The sequence below is a fragment of the Verrucomicrobiota bacterium genome, assembly GCA_016200005.1.
In the GTDB taxonomy this organism is placed as follows: Bacteria; Verrucomicrobiota; Verrucomicrobiia; order Limisphaerales; family PALSA-1396; genus PALSA-1396.
The window spans coordinates 1-16,636 of record JACQFP010000054.1 but is presented as its reverse complement, the minus strand read 5'-3'; the positions used below and the strand labels follow the sequence as shown (position 1 = coordinate 16,636).

11 protein-coding genes are annotated in these 16,636 nt (G+C 57.6%); 3 read left to right on the top strand and 8 right to left on the bottom strand.

The annotated features are described in order from the left end of the window. Positions 1-103: 103 nt before the first annotated feature. A complete protein-coding gene (locus tag HY298_19555; protein MBI3852459.1) occupies positions 104-865 on the bottom strand; it encodes a TerC family protein in 762 nt (253 codons plus the stop codon). A 506-nt stretch (positions 866-1,371) separates the two neighbouring features. Next, positions 1,372-2,079 carry a DUF1080 domain-containing protein gene (locus HY298_19550; GenBank protein MBI3852458.1) on the bottom strand — a complete coding sequence of 236 codons (708 nt, stop codon included), beginning with the start codon at positions 2,077-2,079 and terminating at the stop codon, positions 1,372-1,374. 264 nt (positions 2,080-2,343) lie between these two features. On the opposite strand from HY298_19550, the gene HY298_19545 reads away from it, so the two are divergent. Then, the gene (locus HY298_19545; GenBank protein MBI3852457.1) at positions 2,344-3,294 is read left to right on the top strand and encodes an SDR family oxidoreductase; all 951 of its coding nucleotides are present in this window, start codon (positions 2,344-2,346) and stop codon (positions 3,292-3,294) included. 86 nt (positions 3,295-3,380) lie between these two features. Further along, a complete protein-coding gene (locus tag HY298_19540; protein MBI3852456.1) occupies positions 3,381-7,166 on the top strand; it encodes a DNA polymerase III subunit alpha in 3,786 nt (1,261 codons plus the stop codon). 95 nt (positions 7,167-7,261) lie between these two features. Here the strand turns inward: HY298_19540 and HY298_19535 are convergent, their stop codons facing one another. From HY298_19535 to HY298_19525, 3 genes are all read right to left on the bottom strand, one after another. Further along, a complete protein-coding gene (locus HY298_19535; GenBank protein ID MBI3852455.1) occupies positions 7,262-8,842 on the bottom strand; it encodes an MFS transporter in 1,581 nt (526 codons plus the stop codon). Between the two features lie 114 nt (positions 8,843-8,956). Next, on the bottom strand, positions 8,957-10,312 hold the full coding sequence (locus tag HY298_19530; GenBank protein ID MBI3852454.1) for an MFS transporter: 1,356 nt from the start codon (positions 10,310-10,312) through the stop codon (positions 8,957-8,959). A gap of 11 nt (positions 10,313-10,323) precedes the next feature. Beyond that, positions 10,324-11,448, bottom strand: coding sequence for a Gfo/Idh/MocA family oxidoreductase (locus HY298_19525; GenBank protein ID MBI3852453.1), 1,125 nt, complete (start codon positions 11,446-11,448; stop codon positions 10,324-10,326). Positions 11,449-11,815: 367 nt separating this feature from the next. Here HY298_19525 and HY298_19520 point away from each other — a divergent pair, with 367 nt between their 5' ends. Next, the gene (locus HY298_19520) at positions 11,816-13,216 is read left to right on the top strand and encodes an RtcB family protein (protein MBI3852452.1); all 1,401 of its coding nucleotides are present in this window, start codon (positions 11,816-11,818) and stop codon (positions 13,214-13,216) included. A gap of 45 nt (positions 13,217-13,261) precedes the next feature. On the opposite strand, the gene lepB is transcribed toward HY298_19520, so the two are convergent. From lepB to HY298_19505, 3 genes are all read right to left on the bottom strand, one after another. Next, positions 13,262-13,849, bottom strand: coding sequence for a signal peptidase I (gene lepB, locus HY298_19515; GenBank protein MBI3852451.1), 588 nt, complete (start codon positions 13,847-13,849; stop codon positions 13,262-13,264). 294 nt (positions 13,850-14,143) lie between these two features. Continuing rightward, entirely contained in the window at positions 14,144-15,346 is a 1,203-nt protein-coding gene (locus HY298_19510; protein MBI3852450.1) for a hypothetical protein, read from the bottom strand. An 89-nt stretch (positions 15,347-15,435) separates the two neighbouring features. After that, on the bottom strand, positions 15,436-16,350 hold the full coding sequence (locus HY298_19505) for a cadherin-like domain-containing protein (protein MBI3852449.1): 915 nt from the start codon (positions 16,348-16,350) through the stop codon (positions 15,436-15,438). Between the last annotated feature and the right edge of the window lie 286 nt (positions 16,351-16,636).

Here is a 16,636-nt window from a genome sequence, read left to right as displayed (position 1 = left end):
CGCGCATGATAATTTCGCGACGAATGTAATGATTTGTCCGGCGCGTGCAAATCAAATGGCCAGAGACTGGCGTGCCACGGTGAACTGTTTTGAGTTGCGGTTTTTACCGATACGGCTGGTGCAATTCCACCGGTGCGGGCTTCTGCTTCGCGCGCATCCGGATGTTGAGACTTTCCACGCCGACGGAGAAGGCCATTGCGAAGTAGATGTAACCCTTCGGGATTTCCTTGTGGAAACCTTCGGCCACCAGCGCACAACCGATCAGCATCAGGAAACTCAGCGCCAGCATTTTCAACGACGGATGCTTGTGAATGAAATCGCTGATGCGTCCGGCAAAGAACAGCATGAACACCAGTGCGATGATGACGGCGGCGATCATCACGCCCAGATGCCTGGCCATGCCGACGGCGGTGATGACCGAGTCCAGCGAGAATACGATGTCGAGCAGGAGAATCTGCACGACGGTGGCGGCGAACCTGGGCGCAACCCGGCTGGATATTTCACCGTCTTCGCCTTCGAGTTTGTCATGAATTTCATGCGTGCTTTTCCAGAGCAGGAATAATCCACCGCAGATGAGGATCAGGTCACGACCTGAAACTCCGTGCGGTTCAGGAAAAATTCCGAGCGTGGGAATCTCGAACAGCGGCTTGGTGAGCTTGACCATGAATGCCAGTCCGCACAGCAGCAGGACGCGCGTGATGAGCGCGAGACTGAGGCCCGTCTGCCGCGCTTTGGCTTGTTGCGCCGCCGGCAGTTTGCCCGCAAGGATGGAGATGAAAACAATGTTGTCGATGCCCAGGATGATTTCGAGCACCGTCAGCGTGAGCAGGCTGATCCAGATTTCGGGTTGAGTGATCCAGTCCATATCGGGCGATACTTCTGAAACTCAATCCCGCAGTCAAACTGATTGACTGGCAATCCTCCAATGTCGGTGCATCTCGATACTGCCCCCGAGGTTTTCTCCCTCTCCCACTCGCCCCGTGGAATAGCAATCGTAGCTGCCGAAGTTCCCGCAGCGTTTATTCCACGGGGCAAGACAGGAGTGGGAGAGGGTCGGGGAGAGGGCAATTCGCTGAGGCCGAGCGACGCGTCCAGCTTGGTCGAAATGCTCCTCCTCTTCCCGGCCCTCTCCTCCATTCCATAGAGGAGAGGGAGTTCCGGTGCAGGCGGTGCCGACGTGGGAAACGGACTGCCGTCCGCCTCGCGACCTCGGTGACTATACTGTTTGCCAAAAGGAATTTCCGGATGGCCCCTCACCCCATCCCTCTCCCCATCCGATGGGGAGAGGGTGGCCGAAGGCCGGGTGAGGGGTTTGCGTATTTCGATCCGGAAATTTATGTTGGTAACCGCTCTAACATTTTTCCCTGCCGCTTACAACGGCCGGATCCAGATATTGCGGTAACGGACTGGATTGCCGTGATCCTGCAGCAGGAGCGGTTGTTTCAAAGGATGCGCGCTGTATTTCGGCGCGCCCGCGGGGTTGGTCGATCCCAGAATTTCCACGTGGTCCTGGATCAACACGCCGTTGTGGAGAACGGTGGCGGTGGCGCGTTGCGTCACTTTGCCATCGGCGTCGAACCGCGGCCCGTGATAAACGATGTCGTAGCTTTGCCACTCGCCTGGCTTGCGGCAGGCGTTCACCAGCGGCGCATACTGTTTGTAAACTCCGCCCGCCTGGCCGTGGAAATAGGTCTTGTTGTCGTAGGAATCGAGCACCTGAATCTCATAACGGCTTTGCAAATAGACACCGCTGTTGCCGCGTCCTTGGCCCGAGCCCTTGACGACGGCCGGAGTTGCCCATTCCACGTGCAACTGGCAATCACCAAACTCCTCCCGGGTGAGGATGCTGCCAGTGCCGTTGACGGTCGCCGCGCCGTCTTCCACCACCCACTTGGCATCGCCGCCCTTGTCGTTCTTCCACTTCGACAGATCTTTACCGTCGAACAACACGATGGCATCCGAAGGCGGGCCGCTGACCGGGCCAGGATCGATGATTTTGGGTTCATCCTTTGGTGGTGGAATCTCGCCGCTGTCGGCAGCAAAGCTGGATAACGAGGCGCAGGCAAACGCGGCGATCATCAAGGTGATGGGAGTGAGCCAATTTCTGAAGGTGATGCTTTTCATGGAATTAAAGAATAACGATTTTGGTTGTTCGATTATTGTCGGCCGATACTTCAATAAAAAGCTGGCCAATCGCAATGAAAAACTCGCGGTTGATGATGGCGCCGGGTGCCGCACAAAAAACTCGCTCTGATCAACGATCCTGTTAAGCTCCGCGCCAATGTCAGTCGATCTCTTTCTAAACCTTGAGATGACCAATCCTGCACCCACTCTTTCCAAAGCATGAAAGCCTTCGTCACTGGTGGCGCGGGATTCATCGGTTCGCATCTGGCCGAGGCGCTGTGTCGTCGCGGCGCGCAGGTCATCGTGCTGGACAACCTCAGCCTCGGGAAAACCGCCAACCTGGACTGGCGGCGCGCGGGCGACGCCGTTGAATTTGTCGAGGGCGATTTCAATGACGACGTTTTGATCCGCAAACTGTTGCCGGGTTGCGACTGGGTGTTTCACGAGGGCGCCATGCCGTCCGTGCCCCGTTCAGTGAAGGAGCCGCTGGAGAGCCACCGGCAAAATCTCGACGGCACGTTGAAACTGCTGGTGGCCGCGTGCGACGCAAAGGTGAAACGGTTTTTGTTCGCCTCCTCTTCCGCCATCTACGGCGATTCGGACGCACCAAAGAAACATGAATCACTTCCGCCCAACCCGCTCTCGCCGTACGCGCTGCAAAAGTATGCGTCGGAAAAATACGGCCAGCTTTTCCATCAACTTTACGGTCTGGAAACCGTGGGCCTGCGCTACTTCAACGTGTTCGGTCCGCGCCAGGCCTTCGACTCGCCTTACTCCGGCGTAATCGCCAAATTCTGTACCGTCATGCTGACCGGCCAGGCGCCGACGATTTTTGGCGACGGCCAACAATCGCGCGATTTCACTTACGTCGAAAACGCTGTGACGGCGAACCTTCTCGCAGCGGAAGCGCCGTCAGAGAAGGTTGCCGGCAAGGTATTCAATGTGGCTGGCGGCCAAAGCATTTCCTTGTTGCAACTCGTGGACGAGTTGAATCGTTTAACTGGACAACAATTGCGACCGCGATTTGAACCCGCACGCGTCGGCGATGTTCGAAATTCACTGGCGGATATTTCCGCGGCCAGGCGCGAACTGAATTACGAGATCAAAGTGAACTGGCAGGAAGGCTTGCGCCGGACGCTGGAGTTTTACCGGGAGAGGACGGGGGAATGATTTTGCTACTGTCTCCGTCAAAGCACGCTCATTCACGATTAACTTTGAACTATGAACTCTGTGCGTGACGCCTCATATTTCAAGGCATGGCGCACGCTGAGTTTGTTCATCTCCATTTGCACACCGAGTATTCGCTGCTCGATGGCGCCTGCCGGCTCGACCGGTTGATGGACAAGGCGCACGACCTGAAGTTCCCGGCGCTGGCCATCACCGACCACGGCGTGCTTTACGGCGCGATTGATTTTTACAAGGCCGCCCGCGAAAAAGGCATCAAACCCATCATCGGCTGCGAGGTTTATGTCGCGCCTGGCAGTCGTTTCGAGAAAAAAACCTCGAGCGGCAGCCGCGACGTTTATAACCACCTCCTGTTGCTGGCGCGCGACGAAGCCGGCTATCAAAGTCTCATCCGACTTGGCACCGCGGCGCATCTGGAGGGCTACTACTACAAGCCGCGCATCGACAAGGAGCTCCTGGCCGCGCACAAGGAAGGGTTGATTGTTCTTTCCGGTTGTCTGGCCAGCGAAATCCCCGATCTCATTGCGAAGGATCAACTCGACAAGGCGCGCGAAACCATTGACTGGTTCAAACAGGTTTTCGGCCCGGAGAATTTTTATCTCGAACTGCAGAACCACGGCATTCCGGAGCAGGCCAAAGTCAACCGCCATCTCATCGGGTGGGCGAAGGAGTTTGGTTTGAAACTCGTGGCGACCAACGACGTTCATTACGTTGAGAAAAGCCACTCGCACGCGCACGACTGCCTTGTCTGCATCGGCACACAATCTCTGCTGAGCGATCCTAAACGCATGAGCGCGGGCTATGTGCCGGAGCAGTTTTATCTGCGGTCCGCCGAGGAAATGAAGGCGAGGTTCAGTGAAGTGCCCGATGCGGTGACGAACACGCTGGAGGTTGCGGAGAAGTGCAATGTGGAAATTGAGTTTGGCAAATTACATTATCCCGTCTTTCATCCACCAGAACATTTCACACGTGAAGGTTATCTCCGCCATTTGCTCGCCGAGGGACTCCGCCGGCGCTACGGCATCCACGCGCGGGCGGAGGGGCATGAATTTATCGTAGAACGGGTGGATGATCCGACGCGGCTGCCGACTTTTGACATGCAGGAACCCCTCACCCCGTCCCTCTCCCCATCGGATGGGGAGAGGGTGGCCGCGAGGACGGGTGAGAGGATTGCCGACGAGCCACGACTCAAGCAACCGGAAGTCGCAAAAGCCGTTCAAGCCGTCATTGACCGCGTGCAATCGGAACTGAAGGTGATCCAGGAATCCGGATTCACGAGTTACTTTTTGATCGTTGGTGATTTTGTCCGTTACGGCCACAGCAAGGGAATCTCCTGCGTGGCGCGCGGTTCGGCCGCCGGTTCGATCGTCGCCTATCTCCTGGAGATTTCCAACGTGGACCCGATTCGTTACGGCCTGCTGTTCGAGCGCTTTCTCAATCTCGAGCGCGTCAACCCGCCCGATATCGACATCGATTTCGCCGACGACCGCCGCGCTGATGTCATCGAATACGTCCGGCAAAAATACGGCCGCGATGCCGTCGCTCAAATCATCACCTTCGGCACGATGGGCGCGAAGTCGGTCGTGCGCGACGTGGGGCGCGTGATGGGCCTGAGTTACGCCGAGTGCGATCGGCTGGCCAAGATGATTCCTTTCGATTTGAAGATGACGCTGGAGAAGGCGCTCAAGCAATCGCCCGAACTTAAACAGGCTTACGACACTGAGGAAACCACTCGCGAACTCATCGATAACGCGTTCATCCTCGAAGACCTGACGCGCAACGCTTCCGTGCACGCCGCCGGCGTCGTCATCGGCGACCAGCCACTCGTGAATCTGCTGCCCCTCAAGCAGGACGAAAGCGGCGCCATCGTCACCCAATACGCCATGGGGCCGGTCGGCGACCTCGGCCTGTTGAAGATGGATTTCCTTGGACTGAAAACCCTGACCGTCATCCGCAATACCTGCGAAATGGTCAAGCAGACCAAGGGTATTGACGTGCCGATTGAAAATCTTCCGCTCGACGACGCCAAAACCTACGATCTGCTGAACAAGGCCAACACGCTCGGCATCTTCCAACTGGAATCCGGCGGCATGCGCGACCTGTGCCGCAAGTTTCAAATCAGTTCGATCGAACACATCACCGCGTTGATCGCGCTCTATCGTCCCGGCCCGATGGAACTGATCCCGGAATTCATCAAGCGACGCCACGGCGAGGTGAAGATTGAATACGAGCATCCGTTGCTCGAACCAATCTCGCGCGAAACCTACGGCGTGTTGATTTACCAGGAACAGGTGATGCAGGCGGCGCAACTGCTGGCCGGCTATTCGCTTGGCGCCGCCGACGTGCTGCGGCGCGCGATGGGCAAGAAGAAGGTCGAAGAGATGCAGAAGCAGCGCGACACGTTTGTCAAAGGTTGCGCCAAACTCAACAACATCCCGGCCGCGAAAGCGAACCGCATTTTCGATTTGCTGGAAAAATTTGCGGGTTATGGCTTCAACAAATCGCACGCCGCGGCCTACGCGATTGTTGCTTATCAAACGGCTTATCTGAAGGCGAATTATCCGGTTGAGTTTCTCTGCGCCATGTTGACCAACGACATGAGCGACACGGCCAAGCTCAGTCAATTCATCAATGAAGCGCGCACGTTGGGCATCGAAGTCTTGGGGCCGGACGTGAACGAAAGCCAGGTCCACTTCGCGCCGGCGGCGGCCCCGCTGCAAGCACGGCTGTCAAACGTCTCCCTCACCCCATCCCTCTCCTCATCGGAGGGGGAGAGGGTGACGAAGTCGGGTGAGGGGCAAGCCATCCGCTTCGGACTGGCCGCCATCAAAGGCGTGGGCGAAATCGCCGTCGAAAGCATTTTGAAAGCGCGACGCGACGGCGGTAAGTTCAATTCGCTTTCCGACCTGTGCGAACGGGTCGATACCCGCACCGTCAACCGCAAAGTGCTCGAAGCGCTCATTAAATCCGGCGCGTGCGACAGCTTTGGCGAGACCCGTGCGACGTTGTTCGCGCAAGTTGAGCGCACGCTGGCACGGGCGGCAAGCAACGCGCACGACCGGGCGCGCGGGCAGTCGTCGCTGTTCGGCGCTTTGGAGGAGAGGGCGACCTCAATGCCCGAATCGATCAGCAAATTGTCCGAATGGCCACAGAACGAACTGCTCGCGCACGAAAAGGAGTTGTTGGGTTTTTACGTCACGGGTCATCCGCTCACGCCCTATGTTCCCATTCTTGAAAAGTACACGCTCGCCAATACCGCGACGCTGTCGTCGCTAGCAAACCGGACGCTGACGCGCATTGGCGGGCTGATCGCCGCGGTGCAAAATGGCGTCTCCAAAAAAAACAACAAGCCGTATGCGATGGTGACACTGGAGGATTTGGCTGGGTCGGTGCAGGTGCTCTGCACGAACGATAACTACGACAAGCACCGCGAACTGCTGGTGACGAACAAAGCCATCCTCGTGGTTGGGGAAGTGAACACCAGCGAAGATAAATTAAAGATCTTTCCGCAAGAAATCATGTCCCTGGAGGAAGCGCCCCGCCGCTATACGAAGCAGGTGCATCTGCGCCTGCACACCGCGCATTTGACGCCGGAACAACTGGAGTCAGTTCGTGAACTGGTGGCAGCGCATCCGGGCAAATGTCCGTTGTTCCTCTGCCTGATGAGGCCCGGCGGCGAAATCATCTTCATCGAAACGCACGAGAAGTTTTCCGTGACGCCGTCGCCGCAATTGCAGCAGGCCGCAGACGAACGATTCGGCGAAGAGACTTATTACGCCAAAGTGGACACGTCACTGCCGGAACGCAACCAACGCCGGTGGGGCAGAAAAGACGATGCTGGAGCAGGGGACGAATGATTCAGCGTTCGCGAGCGCCCTCACGAAATCCTTTTCTCACAAAAGCGGGAAGGGGCGGTTCTTGCGAACCGCCCCTTTGGTAATTCAATGACCGTTCAGTCGGATTTGGGGGAAGCACTCGTTCCTGCGAGATGCACGACCTTGTAGCCGCCAATGGCTTTGAAGTAGAGCAGCAACAGTAGATAGATCGCAGCCATCGTGGCCGGGATGAAGGAATCGGCTTTCAGCGTTTTGCGGTCACCGGCGATGCTGGCCTCGTACACAGCTTTTTCTGGTGCTGAAAGTTTGTCGAGCGCGGCCTGCGGATCCTTGTTTCCGGACTTCTCCAGTTCTTCGCGGGCCTTCCCCAGATTGGATTGCACCTCGCCGAGTTTCTTGCCGTCAATGGCCTGCACGTCACTGAAGAATAGCCAGCCTTTCGGTTTCTCCACCTTGTATTCAGCATAAACGGACGGACTCGATTGCTGCAGCGATTCGCTGGCGAAACGGTCCTTCGCGTAACCCAGGCCCGCAGAGCCAACCAACCCCGCCGACATCATGCCGATGCCGCCCATGATCGAGATCGCGATGGCGCCCGTGCGAGGAAAGCGGTCGCTGGCCACGGCGAGCATCGTCGGCCAGAAAAAAGTTTTGCCCAGGGCGTAAACTGAGAGCGCCAGCATCGCGCCGATGAACGTGGTGATGCCGCTCACCAGGTTGAGGCCGACGCACGCCAGCGTGGCGCAGACCAGCAGGATGCCAACGGGCGACAGACCCAATCTCTTTTCGATGAAATTGGCGCAGAACCGGAGCAGAAACATCAACATGGAAGTGTAAACGAACAGCAGTTTGCCCTGGCCGGTGGTCAGGATATTGCCGGTGATGTTCTGAATCCAGCCATCCGTTCCCAGTTCAACCGCGCCGATCAGCGCATGCGTGACGAAGAGGACGAACAACAGCCATGCGCCAATGGAAAACCTCGTGATCACCGCGACCGCCAGCAGAAGTACGCCGGAAAGTCCGTAGGCGGCTGCCTTGGGCAGGCCCAGCGGGCCGCTGAAGAATAGTGCCAGCAGGAAGCAAATGACCAAGGCGCCCAGAATCCCCACGTCTTTGAACATGTCGCCGAGACTGACTCCCTTTTCAGAGGCTTCCGACTTTGGAAACTTCTGGCCGAAAAACATCAGACCGTAAGCCGCGGTGGGGATGAGGAACAACGCCAGTTGCGCCTTCCAACCCCAGTGCATGCCGTCGCCGAACAACCAACCCGCAAACGAACCCAGCACCAGCCCGGCTGGCCAGCTCGCATGGAGAATGTTGAGAAAATGCGTGCGGTTATGCGGGAAAAGCGAAGCCACCAGCGGATTAGCCACGGCTTCGAGGGTGCCGTTGGCCACGCCGAAAAGAAACATGCCGGAATAGAGCAGCTTGTAAACCGTTTCCTTCGGCATTGCAGCAGTCGGCGCGAAGGTCACAAAAGCGGACAGCGCGTGCAAGGCGAAGGCGGCGACCACCAGTTTGCCATAGCCGATCTTATCGGCGATGACACCGCCAATGATGATCCCAAAACAAAAGCTGGTAAAGGAGGCGCCACTGATGTCTCCCAGTTCCGTGCCCGTGAAACCAAATTCCCTGCCCCAGTTGGCAAGAATGCCGCCGCGGATGGAAAAGCCGACACCCGCCGCGAGAATGGCCATGAAGCCCGCCCACAAGAGCCGTTTGGCATTTGGCGCGATCGCTCCGTTGCTGACTTGAATGTTGCTCATAGTTTTATTTTATCGGTTTGGTTTGCCGGTCTGATGTGAACAGTTTCACTTGCTGACAGGAGCGACGCCGACGTCGCTCGGAACAATCTGTTCCGCTTTATAGCCGCCGCGCGACCGGTCGTAGAGCCAGATGGCACCGAACACGACCAGCAAAATCGCCGGCAGAATTGCCACGCTGCGAAATGATTGTTGAGCGGCGGCGCCGAGCACTTCGTTGAGTTTGTCGCCCGACAACGCCTTGAACGCTTCCTCCCCGCCGGCAACCTGGATCTTGGTCTTGTCAAAAATGCTCCCCATCCAGGGCAAGACAAACTTGATCGACATCGTTCCCGCCGTGCCCATCAAACCAAGCAGCAGCGCGCCGCCGCGCGGAAAGCGTTCCGAAGCCGAAGCCAACATTGTCGGCCACATATAACAGACGCCGACACCCCAAACGGTCGCCGCCAGCAATCCAGTGATGGGGGAGTTCGCCACGCTCAACAAAAGCAATCCAGCCGAGGCCAGAAAGCACGATACCCACAACAGGCCGATAGGCGAAAGTTTGTGCGCGAATGTCCCGGCGAAATGCCGCATGACGAACATCAAACCGCTGACGTAAACGAGGAGGATGATGCCTTTCATGCCGACGGTGCGCGTCAATGCGATGTCCACCCACTGGCCGGGCGCAAGTTCAGAAGCGGCGGTCAGAAACATCGACAGCCACAAAATAATGAACAATGGTCGCGCCAGTTCTTTGAACATTTGACTGGCGGAAACGCCGGCGGCCACCCGCTCCGTGGGAGGAAACTTGGCGCCGAGAGTCATCGCGCCGTAAGCCACTGCTGGCAACAAAACAACCGCCAGTTTGATCTGCCAGCCTGCGCCGAGATATCCCAGCCCCAGACTGATCAGCCCGCCGATGATTATGCCGCCGGGCCACCAGGCGTGGAGCACGTTTAGTTTATGGGTTTTGTCGTCGGGGTATAGCGTCGCCGCCAGTGGGTTGATCACCGTTTCCACCAACCCTTGGCCGACACCGACCAGCAACATTCCGAGCCAGACCACCCAGAAAATCGGCAGGCCGATGTTGATATGATCGGCAAAGATCGCGACCAGGTTGCCCACGATGAAAAGGAAACTCGACAGGCCAAGCATCCGCCCCATGCCGAAATAGTCCAGCAACGGACTGCCCACCGCGATGGCCACGGCAAATCCCATGAACACAATCCCCAACACGCTCGCGGTCATCTCGGCGGAATGGAGTTTATCGACCGGATCAAAAAAGTGCGACTGCAACGCGCCGCCGATGTCGCCGCGGATGCTGAAGCCGATGCCCGCGGTCGCCAGCGCGATGACGCTGAGAAGAAACAGTTTCGGTTTGTTGTATTCCGCGTGCCGGTCAATTTTGGTTGTGCCACTCATGCGATTGTTGGTTAGTGGGTGAATGTCGGGAGTCTGACAATCGCGCCGCCTTTGAGCGCGGATTGGTGCGCACACAGACCGACGCACGTCCAGTTGGCGGATTGCTTTGCATTCGGGAATGGCTCGCGTTTCTCAATCAGCGACATGATGAACTCATGCGCCAGGTGTGGATGCGAACCGCCGTGGCCCGCGCCTTGAACGAAGCTCAGGTGCGTTTTCTTGCCGAGGTCATAGACACCTTTGGTGGTGAATGGACGAATCCCCTTCGGCAAAAGATGCGCGTAGTCAGGCACTTTGATCTTCTTCGGAATCTTTTGCTCCGGCAATTTTGCTGTGTGCAACACGTGCGGTTCGTGTTCGATGAGCGTCCACTCAAAGGATTTCTTCGAGCCATAAACGTCGATACTTTCGCGATACTGGCGGGCTGTGTCGAAGAGGGAGCGAACGATGCGCGCGCTGAGGTCGGAATTCTTGAACTTGATGTGCGCTGTCTCCACCGCGAACGGCGAACCATATTTCTTGACCAGTTCTTTGCGGATGGTGCCCGAACCAAAGCACGAAACATATTCCGCCGTCGCTTTGGTCAGACCGAGCATTGGGCCAACGCAGTGAGTGGCGTACCACATCGGCGGCAGACCGGGCCAGTAGTTAGGCCAGCCGTCCATGTCCTGCTGATGGCTCGCCTGGAGGAACTGGATTTTGCCCAACTCGCCCCGGTCGTAAAGCTGCTTGATGTAGAGAAACTCACGCGCATAAACGACCGTCTCCATCATCATGTATTTCTTTTTGGTCTGCCTGACGAGGTCCACGATCTTCTTGCAGTCCGCGATGCTCGTGGCCATCGGCACGGTGCAGGCGACGTGTTTGCCGGCCTTGAGCGCGGCGATGGATTGCCAGCCGTGATCGGGGATGGGCGAGTTGATGTGGACGGCGTCGATGTTCGGGTCTTTGATCAACTCATTGAAGTCGGTGTAGCGGGTCTCAATGCCAAAGGCGTCGCCGATGGCGTCCAGCTTTTTCTTCGTGCGCTGGCAGATGGCGTAGAGGTTGGCATGCGCGTGGCGTTGGTAGATGGGAATGAATTCGGCTCCGAACCCCAAGCCGATAATCGCTACGTTGACTTTTCGCTTGCTCATCGTTTCCGGCAGTCAAGAACTACACGCCTACCTACGCAGAGGAACAACGGCCACGGCAATGCGGCGAATGACAACCTCCCCGCGAAAAACTGTCAAGGCAAAGTTCCCGAAGAATGAGTGTCAGCTCAACGACTCGGATATTTTTCAACCCTGCCTTCGAAAGGCAGGCGGATTTGTTATTTCGAATGAAGACCACGTATGCCACTCCGATGAATCGTGGGTCCGCTCCGGCCGATCACGAGCCGATGCTGCCGTCGAGTCTGCGGGCGCTGCCGCGTCCAGCGGGTTGCGGTGCTCGCGGTGCTCTTCATTTTGGCTTGCACGCACGCTCGCTCTTCCCAACTGCGAGTTGTAGATTGGATGGGCAATGAACACCAAAGATTTTCTCCGTCTCGGCGTGCCGCTGGGTGAAGCGACACGACGGGCGACGGATTTTACGGCCAGTTTCATCCTCGGCGGCGGCGACAAGTCGCGCTTGCGCGAGGAGGTGGAGGCCATTGTTCGCAATCCATCGGCGTTCGTGGACGATCCGTTGCGTGGGCAGTTTGCCAAGGCGTTGCTCCTGGCACCACCACCATCCCGACTCGGAGTCGGGGTGAAGTATCGGCAATGGGGCGAAGGTCTGGAACACGACGCCGTGATGCAGATGGAGAAGGCGTGTCTGTTGCCGGTGGCGGTGGCGGGTGCGCTCATGCCGGACGCGCACGTGGGCTACGGCCTGCCCATCGGCGGCGTGCTGGCCACGGCCAACGCCGTGATTCCCTACGCCGTCGGCGTGGACATCGCCTGCCGGATGAAGATGACGGTCCTGGACATGCCGGTACGCGATCTGGAGCGCAACCAAGACCGGCTGACGCGCGCCCTCGAGACGGAGACACGTTTCGGCATCGGCGCGAATTTCAAGCAACGCCGCACGCATGACGTGCTGGACGCGGATTGGTCAGTCAGCCCGATTACGCAACAAAACAAGGACCGCGCATGGTCGCAACTCGGCACCAGCGGCAGCGGAAATCATTTCGTCGAGTTTGGTTTGTTCACGGCACACGGAAAGATTCAAAACCTTGAACCGGGAACCTATCTGGCGTTGTTGTCGCACAGCGGCAGTCGCGGCACGGGTGCGGCGGTGTGCGATCATTACAGCAAGATCGCCTTCGGCCGGTGTCGGTCTGCGCTACCCAGCGAGTTGCTCCGGCTGGCGTGGCTGCCGCTCGATTCAGAGGCAGGTCAGGAATACTGGAACGCGATGGAACTGATGGGCCGATACGCCGCGGCGAACCACGCGCTGATTCACAAACACATCGCGGCAAATCTGGGTGCACAAGTGCTGCTCGATCTGGAGAACCATCACAACTTCGCGTGGAAGGAGCACCACCTCATTGACGGGGTCGAGCAGGAAGTCATCGTGCATCGCAAAGGCGCGACGCCGGCTGGCGCAGGTGTATTGGGGATAATTCCAGGTTCAATGGCGTCGCCCGGATTCGTCGTGAGCGGCAAAGGCAACCCGGCATCGCTGAACTCCGCGTCGCACGGGGCGGGTCGCGCGATGAGCCGCAAGGCGGCGAAGGAGAAATTCAACTGGAAGGACGTGAACCGTTTCCTCCGAGAGCGGGGAGTGACGCTGATCTCCGCAGGTCTCGACGAAGTCCCCATGGCTTACAAGAACATCCGCGAGGTCATGGCGGCACAAGGCGATTTGGTGACAGTGCTGGGCCAGTTTGATCCCAAGTTGGTGAAGATGGCGCCGAGTGGCGAGCGGCCGGAAGATTGAACTTGGAAAACCGCCACCGCGGGCGCGCCGCTGCGCAGGGAAGCGCTACTGCAATGGGAGCAGTCCTAAAATGTTCTTGCGCGGCACCGGCCCGTAAAACCGGCTGTCGGCGCTGTTCCAACGATTATCCCCCAGAACAAAATAACGGTTGTTCCCAAATAGGATTAACTGCTCGTTCGGGTGGGAGAAGGTCGAAGTTGTCGTTCCGGCAAAGAGATAAGGCTCCACCAGCTTCTCGTTATTCACATAGACGTTGCCGTCCTTGAAAAGGATGGCTTCGCCCGAGGTGGCAATGATCCGTTTGACGGCAAAACCATTGTCTTCCGGATCCTTGATCACGACTACGTCGCCGCGTTGCGGAGGGCGAAAGAAATATGCCCACCGGTTTAGCATGTACTGATCGCCGTCGTGGAGGGTTGGCACCATGCTGACTCCGGTCACTTGCACTGATTCCATCAAAAAGTGACTGAACAGAAAATAACTTGCCGTGGATAATACCGCAAAAAAGCCGAGTTGGACGATTGTTTGCTTGAATGGAAATCCAGCCGTTTTTGGTGTGCGACGTGTCCGCGGCGTGGTCGCATGCGGTGACGTCACGGGCTGCTCTGGTGCCATTTTAAGATTAAAATCCATGACCGCTCCGATCCAACTCCGGGTTTTTGATACAAGCTTTTTCGTCTCGCTGAAGGTCATTAAAGAGCGAATCCCGCTCCCAATTCCTCTCAAAACCGCGCCCTATCTTTGCTCGAACAAATAGCACGTCCGATCATGGTTTGCAATCAGAAAATGTCGTCGCTGCGCTCAAAAACTTATTGTGGTCAAGGGTTTTATCACTCGTCCAAGGGGTGGCGAGTCACCATTGGACTTTACGCTTGGCCGAGGAGGATTCCCACTTGATTGCCAGGCACGGCATGGGCGGCGGCCAGGTTAATTGCCGACCAAAACCACACGATAAAACCGGGCGGAGAAATTATTGGCGTTGGTGTCCGTAAATGCAAACAGTCCGTTGCCCAGGTTCGTTGCGGCTCCAAGATCAGGCCAGGCGGTGAGGTTGGTGGAGGCTTGGATCGTGTAGCTCTGGCCGGGAGCCCCGGTAAACTGAAGTTGGAAGCTGCCGTCAGGTAATCTTACGTGGGAAGTAAATTGAGGCCTGAGTTGGGAAACCAGAAGCTGGATTGAGGTCTCGCCTGGAATGTAGGGATCGGTGCCCGTCTCCCAAACCACGACGTAATAGCCGACGCCACTCGTGAGCGAGAGTGTTAGAACGGAACGAAAGTTCAGATCGGCGTTGTTCCCTCCGCAGGTCGCCCCATTGTCGTTGCAAGCCACGCGCGTGAACGGCCCGACGCAAGCTCCCGAAGAAGTGTAAATCCCGATCAATGTGTCGTACACCGTCGTTGCCGTGTTGGTGCAGAGCGAGAATTCGTAAGCGCCGGCGGCATCCGGTGTAAACCGGTACCAGATGCTGCGCGTGAATTGGGATTGGCAGGTTGGAGCGGTCGGGTCACTCGTCGTCGTCGCCAGCGTCGTGTCCGCAACCGCGGTCAAATGGGGAAACGGTCCGGCGGCCGGGATCACTTCCGCACCCTCACACGTGTCGTTGGTGGGAACGACGGGTTGAGAGACGCGCAGTTGGACCGCGGTGCCACCGAACGGATTGGAGGTCGAACTTTCCCAAACCACAATGTAGTAAGTCGTGCTCGAAGAAAGCGACAGCGAAATCGCCGTCTGGAGATAGCCCACGTCATCGTCGCAGGCGATCCTTGTGAACGGGCCGTTACATCCTCCGGTTGAGGTGTAAATGGCCATCACGGTATCACTCACGGTTGTGGCGGTATCTTCACTGACCGAAAGCGTGTAGAGCCGGGTTGCGGGTGGAGTGAAGGCATACCAAACACTGCGGGTGACTCCGTTTAGCGTGCACGAAGAAGGGAGCGCGGGCGGATCGTTGGCAGTGGTGGCGTCGGTAATATCGACGATGGCGGAGTAATAGGGAAAAGGGCCGGCCGTGGGAATGACTTCAGCGCCGGTACAAATGTCATTCGGCGGCGGCACCGCGAACGCATCCGGCAATAAAACCCGCGAGCAGAGCAACAAGGCAACAGTGCCATTACCGATCAGCTTGATCATCACAAATCAACTTGACCGCTCGAAAAAACTGATTCTACACATGTTGCCTCATGGTGAAGACGATTGTCATAGCCGCGAACTCCGCTCTATCACGGGCCGCTTAAAGTATCGATAATCACCTGCGCCGCGTTGATCAGGCTGTCCGCCAGCGTCTGATCCAGCGGCGCCACCTGGGCGCGCACTTTATTTTGGAATACGGCGAGTTGATTGATGCCCGGTTGCAGTCGTCCGTCCTCGAAGGACGCCGCCGCGGCCTTCAACGTCGTGACCAGCGGCCTCTGGTTCTTTCGCGGTAGCGTGCCGTCATCCACCATCGAGATCAATATCCCCACTGCCTGTGCTGGCGTGATTACCTCAACGGTTACGGTGTCCACGCCAATATCCGTCCCGTCGCTGACAGCCAGGGTGATTACGTGCGTTCCAACGTCCAAAACGTTCGTGGCTAGAACACCAGTCGCGATCACGTTCGTGCCCTCCGACCACGAGTATTGCAGCGGGTCATGCTCCGCATCGCTGGAGAGTGACCCATCGAGAACGACCGTCGCGTTTGAGTTGTTCAGCGAAATCACGACGAGGTTCGTCAGTCCGGGGAATTGCGCCAAGGGTGAGATCGTGGCCCTGGCCACCGGCGCGTCATTCACCGGATTGACTTTGAGGCTGACCGTCGCTTCTCCTGAATCCACGTGCCCGTCGTTCACCTTGAACGTGAAACTGTCCGGCCCAAAGTAATTCGTATGGGGCGTGTAGGTAAGGTTCGGCGCTGTGCCGCTCAACGTGCCATGCGCCGGCGGTGTTGTGGTGTAAGTCAACGGGTCGCCGTCCGCGTCGGATGCCGCCAGTGTGATGGCCTTCGGCGTGTCTTCGTTGAGCGAGATGGATTGCGAGTTGGCGACCGGTGCATGATTCACCGACGGCGTGGGACATTTGCCCGCGCTGGCCGCATTGTAAATCGATTGGATTTCAGCCAGCGTCAGCGCCCGGTTGTAAATTGAAATCTCATCCATCTGGCCGGTGAACGGCGACGTGCCGTCACTCCCCACACAAACACTTCGGCCCGCCACCAGATTCGCCGCGTTGTTGATCCGCGTGACCCCCACTGAGTTGGCGGACACATCCAGCACACCGTCGATATAGAACGCCAGATTGACACCCTTGCGCACGTAGGCCACATGATGGAACACTCCGTCATTTATCGTTCGTCCGGAGACAATCACATTGTGGTTGTTCCCAGCGGCATCGGAGAACATTTCCGATTCCAATCGGCCTATGCCGTTGCCGCCAATCCGAATG

Bases quoted from the DNA above. Each gene is read 5' to 3' on its own strand.
- HY298_19555 (MBI3852459.1), bottom strand. From the start codon at position 865: ATGGACTGGATCACTCAACCCGAAATCTGGATCAGCCTGCTCACGCTG.
- HY298_19550 (MBI3852458.1), bottom strand. From the start codon at position 2,079: ATGATCGCCGCGTTTGCCTGCGCCTCGTTATCCAGCTTTGCTGCCGAC.
- HY298_19545 (MBI3852457.1), top strand. From the start codon at position 2,344: ATGAAAGCCTTCGTCACTGGTGGCGCGGGATTCATCGGTTCGCATCTG.
- HY298_19540 (MBI3852456.1), top strand. From the start codon at position 3,381: ATGGCGCACGCTGAGTTTGTTCATCTCCATTTGCACACCGAGTATTCG.
- HY298_19535 (MBI3852455.1), bottom strand. From the start codon at position 8,842: ATGGCCATTCTCGCGGCGGGTGTCGGCTTTTCCATCCGCGGCGGCATT.
- HY298_19530 (MBI3852454.1), bottom strand. From the start codon at position 10,312: ATGAGTGGCACAACCAAAATTGACCGGCACGCGGAATACAACAAACCG.
- HY298_19525 (MBI3852453.1), bottom strand. From the start codon at position 11,448: ATGAGCAAGCGAAAAGTCAACGTAGCGATTATCGGCTTGGGGTTCGGA.
- HY298_19520 (MBI3852452.1), top strand. From the start codon at position 11,816: ATGAACACCAAAGATTTTCTCCGTCTCGGCGTGCCGCTGGGTGAAGCG.
- lepB (MBI3852451.1), bottom strand. From the start codon at position 13,849: ATGGATTTTAATCTTAAAATGGCACCAGAGCAGCCCGTGACGTCACCG.
- HY298_19510 (MBI3852450.1), bottom strand. From the start codon at position 15,346: ATGATCAAGCTGATCGGTAATGGCACTGTTGCCTTGTTGCTCTGCTCG.
- HY298_19505 (MBI3852449.1), bottom strand. From the start codon at position 16,350: ATGGATGAGATTTCAATTTACAACCGGGCGCTGACGCTGGCTGAAATC.